Here is an 11,441-nt window from a genome sequence, read left to right as displayed (position 1 = left end):
CTTCCCATGGCCGGTGCCAGCCTGTTTGCCCTGCTCGACGATATCGCCTCCCTGCTCGACGACGTCTCGGTGCTGACCAAGGTCGCGGCGAAGAAAACCGCCGGCGTGTTGGGCGACGACCTGGCGCTGAACGCGCAGCAGGTCACCGGGGTCAATGCCAACCGCGAGCTGCCGGTGGTATGGGCGGTGGCCAAGGGCTCGCTGGTGAACAAGGTGATCCTGGTGCCGGCCGCCCTGGCGATCAGCGCCTTGGAGGCGTGGCTGCACAGCCGCGGCTGGAATGTGCCGCTGATCGTGCCATTGATGATGATCGGTGGCGCCTTCCTGTGCTTTGAAGGCGTGGAGAAGCTGGCGCATCGCTTCCTGCACTCGGCCGAGGATGACGCCGAGTATCAGGCCGAGCGGCGCAAGGCGCTGGCTGATGCCGAGGTGGATATGGTGGCGTGGGAAAAGGACAAGGTGAAGGGCGCGATCCGCACTGACTTCATCCTCTCGGCCGAGATCATCGTGCTGACCCTGGGCGTGGTCGCCACCGCGCCGTTCACCAACCAGGTGGTCACGCTGGCCGTGGTTGCACTGGCGATGACGGTCTTCGTCTATGGGCTGGTTGCGGGCATCGTGAAGCTTGATGACGCCGGCCTGTATCTGTCGCGCAAGGGTGGGGCTGTGGCCGCCTTTGGCCGCGGCCTGGTGGCCTCGGCGCCGTGGCTGATGAAGTTCCTGTCGGTGGCCGGCACCATCGCCATGTTCCTGGTCGGCGGCGGCATCCTTGTGCACAACGTGCCGGCGCTGCACCACGCGGTGCAGGCGCTGGGCGGCGATGGCCAATGGGGTTGGCTGGTCAATGCGGTGGGCAACATGGTGGTCGGCATCATCGCCGGTGCCATCGTGTTGGCGGCAGTGACCGGTTTCCAGAAGCTGCGCGGGAAGTAATCCCGTAGACCCCATTCCGCGATCAACCCGCCTGCACCCGGTTCTTGCCCTGCCGCTTGGCCGCATACAGCGCGTCATCCGCGCGGCGCAGCAGGGTCTCGGTATCGTCGCCGGGCTGCCATTGCGCCAGCCCGGCACTGAAATGCACGGGCACGCGGCGGTCCTGCACGGTCAGCACCCGGTGCGCCAGCGAGCGCTGCAGGCGCTGCACGGTGGCCATGCTGTCGGCACCCTGGGTCTCTGGCAGCACCAGCACGAACTCGTCGCCACCCAGCCGCGCGATGCCATCGGTGGCGCGCAGCAGCAGCTTGCACACAGCCACCAGGTGCTGCAGCAGTGCATCGCCACCGGCATGGCCATGTGCATCGTTGGTCTGGTGGAAATCATCCAGATCGATCACCGCCACGCCCAACGGTGAGTTGTTGCGAGCGGCGCGCGCCAGTTCGCGTTGCAGCAGTTCGTCCAGGCCACGGCGGTTCAGTGCCTGGGTCAGCGGATCGATGCGTGCCAGGTCACCGGCGGCGCGCAGTTCCTGCTCCAGCTCGGCAATGCGCTGTTCGGCGCGTTCCACTTCCTGGCGTGCGTTGGCCAGGTGATCGCGCGCCTGCGCGGCCTGCTGCTGCACCTTGCCGGTGTCGCGCATCACGTCCTGCAGCAGCTGGTTGAGATCGGCGATGCTGCGTGCCTCGCGCAGCTGCAACGCGTAGCTGCCGATGCGGTCGTGGTATTCGCCGGTGCTGGTGGCCATGCCATCCATGCGCTCGATGAACTCGCCCATCAACCCGCGCATCGCCGCCTTCGAATCGTCGATGCCCTGGCGCAGCAGGCCCTGCTTGTAGATCACCTCGCGCAGCTCGGCGCGGGTGCGCTCGACCGCTTCAGCTTCCAGCGGACCATCCAGCAACTGGCGCACCGCAGCGATCTGGCCCTGCAGCCAGCTGCGGTCATCCAGCAGCTCGCTTACGTTCTCCAGCAGCAACGCAAACAGTTCAAGCAGCAATGCCTGCTGCTCCTGCCAGCTCTCGGCACGCACACCAACCTGGTGGCCGAGTTCGCGCACGCCCTGTTCGATCGGTTCCAGCGCCGTGCCCGGCTGCCACTGCCGCAGGTGCATGGCCAGTGCCTGTGCTTGTTCGCGCAGATCGGGGTCGTGCTGCAGCAGGGCCACCACCGCGCCGCCCAGCAGCAGGCGCAGCTGCTCGGACAGGCGCAGGCTTTCCGGCTGCCCGTCCGGTGAATGCTGCTCGATGGTGCGGATGTACTTGTCGATCAGCTGCCGCATGGCCCGGCCATAGCGCGGCCAATCGGCACTGGCCTGCGCCGATTGCAGGCGGTCGCCCATGTCGCCCAGTTCACCGGGCAGGGTGGCCATGCCGTTGGCGAAGGCGGCCAGCAGCGGCTCCGGCGCGTCGGCGCCGGCGAACAGCTGCTGCAGGGCCACGCCACCGCCGCCCTGCAGCACCACGCGGTCACCCAGTCCGTCATCCACCACCGCGCGCATGCGTGCCGGCGGCCCAAGGGCGGTACCGGGGGCAGGGCGGTGGTCGGGCTGGTCCGTCATGGAGCGAATCCTGGGGCTGGCAGGGACTGGTTCCAGCATATCGGCGCGGCCGCCGACGGCTTGAACGGCTAGGATGGGCGACAGGATGCCGCAGTGGAGGTGGTGATGCGCGTGATGTTGCTGGGGGCGACCGGGCTGGTGGGCGGGCTGGCCCTGCGCAGGCTGCTGGACGACCCGCGCTGCAGCGCCGTGATCGCTCCCACCCGCCGCCCGCTGGGCGTGACCCACGGGAAGCTGGAGAACCCGGTGCTGGCCTTCGATGCGCTGCCCGCCGCGCCTGGGTGGGCGCGCGTGGATGCGGTCATCTGCGCGCTGGGCAGCACCATCGCCCAGGCCGGCAGCCGCGAGGCCTTCCATCGCATCGACCATGATTACCCGTTGGCGTTCGCCCGCCTGGCACAGGCGCAGGATGCGCAGACCTATGTGCTGAATTCTGCGGCCGGCGCCAACCCGCAGTCGTCGATCTTCTACAGCCGGGTGAAGGGCGAGCTGGAGCGTGACCTGCGTGCGCTGGGCTTCGCTTCGCTGACGCTGGTACGCCCGGGGTTGATCGGTGGCGAGCGCAACGAGGTGCGTCGCGGCGAGCGCCTGGCACTGTCGGTGTTGGGTGCACTGGGGCCGGTGTTGCCACGGGCGTGGCGGATCAATCCGGCCAGCGAGATCGCCAAGGCACTGGTCGAGGCCGCGCTCGCTCCGCAACCGGGCGAGCACGTGGTGGCATCCAGCGAACTGGTCGGTTGATGTCGCGTGCGCTGCGCCTGACCCAGCTGCTGCAGCTGCTGCGCCGCCATCGGCGGCCGGTCGCGGGGCAGATGCTGGCCGAAGCGCTGGGCATCAGCCTGCGAACGCTGTACCGCGATATCGAGACGCTACGCGAGCAGGGCGCCGACCTGCGCGGCGAGGCCGGGGTCGGCTACCAGCTGGCGCCTAGCGATACCTTGCCTCCCATGACCCTGCCACCGGCCGAGATCGACGCACTGGTGTTGGGCCTGCGCTGGGTCGCGGCACGCACAGAGCCGGCGCTGGCCGAGGCCGCACGAGACGCCTTGGCGCGCATCGCGCATGTATTGCCTGCCCCGCGTCGCGAAGCGCTGCGTGACAGCGGCCTGCGTGTGGGTCCTTCACGTGCGACGGCGAAGGTGCCGCACGCACGCCTGCAGGCTGTGCGCGAAGCGATGAGCGCGCAACAACGACTGCAGTTCGGCTACCAGGATGCGCAGGGCCAGCGCAGCGAGCGCATCGTCTGGCCGTTCGCACTGGGCTACTTCGATGAAGTGCCGATGCTGGCGGCGTGGTGCGAAGGCCGCGAGGACTTCCGTCATTTCCGGCTGGACCGCATCCGCCAGGTGCGCGTGCTGGAGGATCACTACCTCGTGCCCCGCGCCACCCTGCTGCGGCGCTGGCAGAAGGCGCAGGGCATCGCGCCGGACTGGTTGGACCGTTCGTAGCGTCGAGCCTGCACGACTGCTTCCGCGCTTCACTTCCTGCTTCTGGTAGGGGTCGAGCTTGCTCGGCCGCCTTTGATCTTCGCGAACAGCAGTCGAGCAAGCTCGACATCTACCAGAGCAACCGCAACGGCAGTCGAGCAAGCTCGACGCTACTGACAGAATCTGTCAGCAGGGCCGCACCACCATGAACGCTCCCAACAATGGAGCTTCCCCATGTTCACCCCCAGCACCCTGCTGCAGTACGTGCGCGACGTCGCCGCCAGCGCCACGTTCTACAGCGGCATTCTCGGCAAGCCACCGGTCGAGCAGTCGCCCGGCTTTGCCCTGTTCCTGCTCGGCGATGGTGCCGCACTGGGCCTTTGGCAGCGCGACGACGTGCAGCCGCCGGTATCCGCGCAGGCCGGTGCCGCCGAACTGGCGATGGTGGTCGCCAGCCCGGAGGCCGTGCAGCAGATGCACGATGCGTGGCACGCACTCGGCGTGCAGATCCTGCAGGTACCCGTGACATTGGAATTCGGCCATACCTTCGTCGGCGCCGATCCGGATGGCCACCGCCTGCGTGTGTACAGTCGCGCCGAAGGCATGGTCGCGCGCGATTGATCGCCCGCATTGTGTAGATCCACGTGATGCGTGGGTGCGAGAAAAAGAACGCCGGGCATTGCCCGGCGTCCTTTCCAAGTCATGTGCCAACCAAGGTTGGCACCCACCTGATCAGCTGGCCAGCGCCAGGTCGTCCATCATCGCGCGCAGGAAGCGGGCCGCTTCGCCACCGGTAGCCGCGCGGTGGTCGAAGGTGACCGACAGCGGGATCACCTTGTGCGCTTCCACGCCGCCCATCACCGGGGTCATCTGGTGGCGGGCACGGCCGGCACCGACGATGGCCACGCACGGCGGCACCACGACCGGGGTCGCGTAACGGCCGGCGAACATGCCGAAGTTGGACAGCGAGATGGTGTAGCCGCTCAGTTCCGAGGCGGCGATCGAACGCGATTCCACCTGCTCGCGCAGGCGGTTGACGCCTTCGCGGATGCCGCGTGCATCGAGCATGTCGGCGTTGCGCAGGGCCGGCACGAACAGGCCGTCGTCGGTGTCCACGGCGATGCCTATGTCCACCTGCGCGTGCAGGGTACGGGTCAGCGCTTCACCGTCAAACCAAGCGTTCATCGCCGGCACCTTCTGCGCGGCGACCACGATCGAACGCACCAGGCGCGCGGTGACGTCGTTGCCCGGCAGCCAGGCATGGATGTCGGCGTCGTCATTCAGCGTGGTCGGCACGACCTTGCTGTGTGCGTCGGCCATCACGCGGGCCATATTGCGGCGCACGCCCTTCAGCGGTTCCGGCTGGCCCTTGGCGACCACGCCCGGCGGCTGGGTACGCATCGGCTTGCCGGCGGCCGACAGCGGGGTGCGCGCTTCGCTCTGCACCGGGGCAGACACCTGCGCCGGGGCCGGCGCGGCATAGGCGGCAGCAGCGGCCGGAGCCGGAGCCGGAGCGGCACCGAGCTTGGCGGTGCCGTTGGCGGCGGCCTGCTTGACGTCGGCCATGGTGACCGCGCCATCGGTGCCAGTGGCAGGCACGCGGCTCAGGTCCACGCCCAACTTGCGGGCCATCGCGCGCACGGCCGGCACGGCCTTGACGCCACCGACGGCCAGCGCCTGTTCGGCATGCACGGTGTTGGAGCTCTGCATCGCGCCGACCACGGTACCGGCGTCATCACGCTCGGCGGCGGCGGGCTTGGCAGCTTCAGCGGCCACCGGTGCGGCAGCAGCGGGAAGCGGCGGCGGCGTCGGTGCAGCGGCAGGTGCGGCGTGGCCATGGCTGTGGCCGGTGTCCTGGCCATCGGCGCGCTGCGGCAGGTTCGGGTCCAGTTCGAAGCTGGCCAGCACCGAACCGGTCGGGATGATGTCGCCGGCAGCGCCGGACAGCTTCAGCACCTTGCCGGAGAACGGCGAGGGCACTTCCACCACGGCCTTGGCGGTCTCCATCGACACCAGCGGCTCGTCCAGCTTGATCACATCGCCTTCCTTAACGAACCACTCGACGATGGTCGCGTCCGGCAGGCCTTCGCCCAGGTCGGGCAGGTTGAAGTTCTTGGTCTGGCTCATTTGCAGTTCTCTTCCAGCAGTTCCAGTTCGCGGGCCGGCAGCCAACCCGTCGCGCCATTGGCGCGCTCGGACCACCACCACCCACCGTGTTCGTGATGAAGCTTCACCATCTCGCCGCTTTCCACATCCAGCTCGCGGGCGTCGTAGTCGCACAGCGCTTCGGCGCGACCCTCGTCCAGCAGCTGCAACCACGCAATGGGCGCCCATCCAGCGCGCCCATCGTTGGTGCGTACCCAGGCAAACGCCGGCCATTCCTCGTCACGGACACCTACTTCGACGATCTGGCCGGTGTGGAACCGGAGCGGGTTGGGATACTGGCTGCGGTAAGCCCCCAGAAGGCGGGCCCGCATGTCAGCCGGCCGCCACCGCGCGCTTGGCCGCAGCCACGATCCGCTCGACGCTCGGCAGGTACTTCATTTCCAGGCGGAACAGCGGAATGTGGGTGTCGTAGCCAGTGACGCGCTCGACCGGGGCCAGCAGGTCGTAGATCGATTCCTCGGCCAGGCGCGCGGCGATTTCGGCGCCGAAGCCCGCGGTCTTCGGGGCCTCCTGCACGATCACGCAGCGGCCGGTCTTGGCCACCGATTCGGCGATGGTGGCGAAGTCCAGCGGACGCAGCGTGGCCACGTCGATGACTTCGGCGCTGATGCCTTCGCCGGCCAGCTTGTCGGCCGCTTCCAGCGCTTCCTTCACCTGCGCGCCCCAGGTCACCAGGGTCACGTCGGTGCCGTCGCGCAGCACGAAGCAGACGTCCAGCGGCAGGGCTTCGCCGTCGTTGACGACCACTTCCTTGTACTGGCGGTAGATGCGCTTGGGCTCCATGTAGATGACCGGATCCGGTTCGCGGATCGCGGCCAGCAGCAGGCCGTAGGCGCGCTGCGGCGACGACGGCAGTACCACGCGCAGGCCCGGCACGTTGGTGAAGATCGCCTCGTTGGCTTCGCTGTGGTGTTCCGGCGCGCGGATGCCACCACCCCACGGCACGCGCAGCACCATCGGGCAGTGCAGGCGGCCACGCGTGCGGTAACGCAGGCGTGCGGCGTGGCAGACGATATGGTCGACCATCGGGTACATGAAACCGTCGAACTGGGCTTCGGCCACCGGCTTCATGCCCTGTGCCGCCAGGCCGATGGTCAGGCCGGCGATGGTGGTTTCATCCAGCGGGGTGTCGAGGATGCGCTCGGAGCCGAAGCGCTGCTGCAGGCCGGCGGTGGCGCGGAACACGCCGCCGTTGACGCCCACGTCCTCGCCCAGCACCAGCACCGACGGGTCGTGCTCCAGCTCCCAGGCCAGTGCCTGGGTGATGGCTTCGATCAGGGTGATGGGGGTGGTGGTCATGCTCTGTTCTCCGCGCGCGACGGCAGCGCTGTCGGCGGCGTTGGTGTGCGCGCCGGGCGCGCCGTTCTTGATCTCATCCATGGCGCTGCTCCAGGGCGATCGCCTGGGCACGCTGGGCCAGCAGGTCCGGCGGCGGATCGGCGTACAGGAAGTCGAACATCGCCTCGACCGGCTGCACCGGCGTGTTGAGGTAAAGGTTCACTTCCTCGTCCACGCGCGTGCCGCACTCGGCGGTCCAGGCGGCTTCTTCTTCCTCGCTCCACACGCCGGCGTTGATCAGGTACTTGCGCAGGCGCAGCATCGGCTCGCGCTGCCACGCATCCTTCACTTCGGCGTCGTCGCGGTAGCGGCGCGCGTCATCGGCGGTGGTGTGGTCGGACAGGCGGTAGGTCATCAGTTCCAGCACGGTGCCGCCATCGCCGGCCAGCGCACGTTCGCGCGCCTGCTCCATTGCCGCCAGTACTGCGATCAGGTCGTTGCCGTCCACCTGCAGGCAGTGCAGGCCACCAGCCAGGCCCTTCTGCGCCAGCGTTTCGGCACCGGTCTGGGCCGAACGCGGGACCGAGATGGCCCAGCCGTTGTTGACGATGCACAGGATCAGCGGCAGCTTGTAGGCGCCGGCCGAATTCAGTGCCGCGTAGAAGTCGGTCTTCGAGCTGCCGCCGTCGCCGCACACGGCCACCGCGATCTGCGGTTCCTTGTTGAGCTTGAACTTCAGCGCCGCGCCTGCGGCATGCAGGCACTGGGTGGAAATCGGCACGCAGAACGGGAAGTCCTTGGCCGCGTTGCCGCCGTAGTCATTGCCGCGCTCGTCGCCGCCCCAGTACATCAACACGTCGTGCGGGCGCACGCCACGCATGAACATCGCGCCATACTCGCGGTACGAGGGCGCGAACACGTCGTCCTTCTGCATCGCAGCGCCGATACCCACGTGCGCGGCTTCATGCCCCAGGCAGGCGGCGTAGGTGCCGAGCTTGCCGGTGCGCTGCAGCGCGATGGATTTGCTGTCGAACGTACGTACGAACAGCATCTGCTTGAACAGCGGCACCAGGACCTTGGGGTCGCGCAGCGACGCCGGCAGGTCATCGCGGACGAGCTTGCCGTCCGCGTCCAGGTACTGCAGGTATTCGATCTTGAATTCAGCGGCAACCGTCATTGCGTACTGCACCTTCGACAGAGAAGTTACAAATGATATGAATCGCCATGTTAAGGAACGCGTACGGAATAGCCTTCCTGCGCCGCAACACGGCGATTCCCCGTTTTACCCCTGCCGGCGGGTGGGGGGCCAGTAACAACAACGTATTCAGTCGTTGCTGCAAAGCATCAGAATACGCCTCTGGCTGACCGCCAGTACAACGGCGCGGACGGTTCCACGCGCAGGCCCGGCATCGGCCGATGCTCCACGGCCAACCGCACGCCCCGGTATGGACCCGGCGGCTGCCAGCGCGGCGGCAACGCGCTACCCTTGCCGCCCCCGATCTGGTCCCGCCCATGTCCGTCGACAACAACCAACGCGATCTCGAAGCCGGCATCCACACCGACCTGCAGGGACGCCTGACCTACGGCGGCTACCTGCGTCTGGACCAGCTGCTCAGCGCGCAGCAGCCGCTGTCCAGCCCGCCGCACCACGACGAGATGCTCTTCATCATCCAGCACCAGACCTCGGAGCTGTGGTTGAAGCTGCTCGGCCACGAACTGCGCGCGGCGATCGGCTTCCTGCAGCGCGATGAAGTCTGGCAGTGCCGCAAGGTGCTGGCGCGCAGCAAGCAGGTGCTGCGCCAGCTCACCGAGCAGTGGTCGGTGCTGGAAACGCTGACCCCGTCCGAATACATGGGTTTCCGCGACGTGCTGGGCCCGTCTTCGGGCTTCCAGTCGCTGCAGTACCGCTACATCGAGTTCCTGCTGGGCAACAAGAATGCGCAGATGCTGCAGGTGTTCGAGCACGACCCGGCCGGGCAGGCGCAGCTGCGCACCGTGCTGGAAGCGCCCAGCCTGTACGAGGAATTCCTGAAGTACCTGGCCCGCTTCGGCCATGCCGTGCCGGCGGTGTACGAATCCCACGACTGGACCCAGCCGCATGTGGCCGACGACGCACTGCAGCCGGTGTTCGAGCGCATCTACCAGGACACCGACCGCTACTGGCGCGAGTATTCGCTGTGCGAGGACCTGGTCGACCTGGAGACCGCCTTCCAGCTGTGGCGATTCCGACACATGCGCACGGTGATGCGCGTGATCGGCTTCAAGCGCGGCACCGGCGGCTCGTCCGGCGTCGGCTTCCTGGCCAAGGCGCTGGAGCTGACCTTCTTCCCCGAACTGTTCCAGGTGCGCACCAGCCTGCAGGCGGCGCCCCCGGCAGAACGGGGCTGACCCCCATTCAGCTTGGACCCCGGCCATTGGCTGGATCGTTTCAGATGCAAGTTCAGCGAGCAGGCTGGCACCTGCCTCAAACGGCGTGTATTTGACGTGAACGCCAGAAGTCGGTGATCCTCGCGCGTTGCTCCAACTGCACAGCGGACGTGCTCGTCATCCACCGAACCAGGAAATCCGCATGAGCGTAAACGCCACTGCGAACACCCCAGAGCCGGCGCTGCCGGACTTCAAGACCACGCTGGGCCATCCGCGCCCGTTGTGGATGCTGTTCATGACCGAGTTCTGGGAGCGCTTTGCGTTCTACGGCATCCGCTGGGCCTTGGTGCTGTACATCGTCGCCCAGTTCTACAACGGCAGCGCTGCCGGTGAAGGCGACGCCAGCCGCATCTACGGCGCCTACCTGGCCCTGGTGTATGCCGCGGCGATCTTCGGTGGCTACGTGGCCGACCGGGTACTGGGCTACCAGCGATCGATCCTGACCGGCGCGATCATCATGGCCGCCGGCCTGTTCATGATCTCGCTGCCGCAGGAGCACATCTTCAAGCTCGGCCTGGCGACCATCATCGTCGGCAACGGTCTGTTCAAGCCCAACATCTCGACCATGGTCGGCAAGCTGTACGGCCTGAAGGACGAGCGCCGCGACTCGGGCTTCACCATCTTCTACATGGGCATCAACATCGGCGCGATGATCGCCCCGGTGCTGACCGAGTACCTGGCCCGCAAGGTGTTCGGTACCGACGCGATGCCGTCCTACAAGGTCGTGTTCATCGCCTCGGGCGTGGGCATGCTGATCTCGCTGGTGTGGTTCTACATCGGTCGCGCCGGCCTGAAGGGCATCGGTGCACCGCCGGCCGGCGCTGAAGGCTTCGGCCGCATCATCATGGTGCTGGCCGGTGCCGTGGTTGCCATCCCGGTCGCGTACTTCCTGCTGGCGACCGGCGCCACCGCACTGGCCTGGATCCTGGGTGCGATGTTCACCGCGCTGGCCATCCTGCTGCTGGTCGAGGGCATCCGCGAGGGCAAGGTGCAGCGCGACCGCGTGATCGCCATGCTGATCATCTTCGCCTTCAACGTGATGTTCTGGATGTTCTTCGAACAGGCCGGCAGCTCGTTCACCTTCCTGGCCGAGAACATCGTCAACCGCCAGTTCGGTGACTGGACGTTCCCGACCGCGTGGTTCCAGTCGGTCAACTCGGTGGCCATCATCACCCTGGCGCCGATCATCGCCTGGATCTGGGTGGCCATGGGCCGCGCCAATCCGTCCATCCCGCGCAAGTTCGGCCTGGGCCTGCTGTTCAACGGCGCCGCCTTCGCGCTGCTGATGTTCGCCCTGTCGCAGATGGTCGTGGACGGCAAGATCCCGTTCTGGACCCTGTTCATGGTCTACGTCATCCAGTCCGTGGGTGAGCTGTGCCTGTCGCCGATCGGCCTGTCGATGGTGACCAAGCTGGCCCCGGTGCGCCTGGTCGGCTTCGGCATGGGTGGCTGGTTCCTGTCCACCGGCATCGGCAACAACCTGTCGGGCATCTTCGCTGGCGTGGTCAGTGGTGAAGGCGGCATGACGGTCGAGTCGGCCCTGAAGGGGTATACCTTCGGGTTCTGGGCCCTGATCGGCTCCGGCGTGGTGCTGTTCCTGGTCGCCCCGCTGATCAACAAGCTGATGCACGGCGTCAAATGATGAGAGG

Annotated in this window: 11 protein-coding genes; 6 read left to right on the top strand and 5 right to left on the bottom strand. The window is 67.3% G+C overall.

The features are described 5' to 3' along the window. Positions 1-6 precede the first annotated feature (6 nt). Complete coding sequence (locus V3B30_RS13555; protein WP_262083619.1) at positions 7-933, top strand: DUF808 domain-containing protein; 927 nt, start codon at positions 7-9, stop codon at positions 931-933. Between the two features lie 22 nt (positions 934-955). Here the strand turns inward: V3B30_RS13555 and V3B30_RS13550 are convergent, their stop codons facing one another. Beyond that, complete coding sequence (locus V3B30_RS13550) at positions 956-2,494, bottom strand: GGDEF domain-containing protein (RefSeq protein ID WP_262083618.1); 1,539 nt, start codon at positions 2,492-2,494, stop codon at positions 956-958. 105 nt (positions 2,495-2,599) lie between these two features. On the opposite strand from V3B30_RS13550, the gene V3B30_RS13545 reads away from it, so the two are divergent. The 3 genes from V3B30_RS13545 to V3B30_RS13535 all read left to right on the top strand — a co-directional run bounded on the left by V3B30_RS13545 (position 2,600) and on the right by V3B30_RS13535 (position 4,542). Then, positions 2,600-3,235: an NAD-dependent dehydratase gene (locus tag V3B30_RS13545; protein ID WP_262083617.1), complete on the top strand. Its 636-nt coding sequence runs from the start codon at positions 2,600-2,602 to the stop codon at positions 3,233-3,235. Continuing rightward, positions 3,235-3,942, top strand: coding sequence for a YafY family protein (locus V3B30_RS13540; protein WP_262083616.1), 708 nt, complete (start codon positions 3,235-3,237; stop codon positions 3,940-3,942). The genes V3B30_RS13545 and V3B30_RS13540 overlap by 1 nt, the downstream gene beginning before the upstream one ends. Before the next feature lie 213 nt (positions 3,943-4,155). Then, positions 4,156-4,542, top strand: coding sequence for a VOC family protein (locus V3B30_RS13535; RefSeq protein WP_262083615.1), 387 nt, complete (start codon positions 4,156-4,158; stop codon positions 4,540-4,542). A gap of 111 nt (positions 4,543-4,653) precedes the next feature. On the opposite strand, the gene V3B30_RS13530 is transcribed toward V3B30_RS13535, so the two are convergent. From V3B30_RS13530 to pdhA, 4 genes are read right to left on the bottom strand one after another with little or no spacing between them, the layout of a single operon-like run. Next, a complete protein-coding gene (locus V3B30_RS13530; protein WP_100474262.1) occupies positions 4,654-6,048 on the bottom strand; it encodes a dihydrolipoamide acetyltransferase family protein in 1,395 nt (464 codons plus the stop codon). Next, complete coding sequence (locus V3B30_RS13525) at positions 6,045-6,398, bottom strand: SH3 domain-containing protein (protein WP_005411349.1); 354 nt, start codon at positions 6,396-6,398, stop codon at positions 6,045-6,047. Before V3B30_RS13525 ends, V3B30_RS13530 begins: the two co-directional genes overlap by 4 nt. 1 nt (position 6,399) lies before the next feature. Beyond that, positions 6,400-7,467, bottom strand: coding sequence for an alpha-ketoacid dehydrogenase subunit beta (locus V3B30_RS13520; protein WP_006474353.1), 1,068 nt, complete (start codon positions 7,465-7,467; stop codon positions 6,400-6,402). After that, complete coding sequence (pdhA, locus tag V3B30_RS13515) at positions 7,460-8,542, bottom strand: pyruvate dehydrogenase (acetyl-transferring) E1 component subunit alpha (RefSeq protein ID WP_100474259.1); 1,083 nt, start codon at positions 8,540-8,542, stop codon at positions 7,460-7,462. Before pdhA ends, V3B30_RS13520 begins: the two co-directional genes overlap by 8 nt. 335 nt (positions 8,543-8,877) lie before the next feature. On the opposite strand from pdhA, the gene V3B30_RS13510 reads away from it, so the two are divergent. Together V3B30_RS13510 and V3B30_RS13505 are read left to right on the top strand one after the other, a co-directional pair. Then, positions 8,878-9,753 carry a tryptophan 2,3-dioxygenase family protein gene (locus V3B30_RS13510; protein WP_262083614.1) on the top strand — a complete coding sequence of 292 codons (876 nt, stop codon included), beginning with the start codon at positions 8,878-8,880 and terminating at the stop codon, positions 9,751-9,753. A 181-nt stretch (positions 9,754-9,934) separates the two neighbouring features. Then, positions 9,935-11,434, top strand: a complete 1,500-nt coding sequence (locus V3B30_RS13505) for an oligopeptide:H+ symporter (protein ID WP_014038761.1) — start codon at positions 9,935-9,937, stop codon at positions 11,432-11,434. Positions 11,435-11,441: the final 7 nt, after the last annotated feature.

The organism is Stenotrophomonas sp. SMYL41, from assembly GCF_036319965.1.
Taxonomy (GTDB): domain Bacteria; phylum Pseudomonadota; class Gammaproteobacteria; order Xanthomonadales; family Xanthomonadaceae; genus Stenotrophomonas; species Stenotrophomonas maltophilia_R.
The sequence above is the reverse complement of the archived record's forward strand: the minus strand, read 5'-3'. Positions and strand labels throughout refer to the sequence as shown.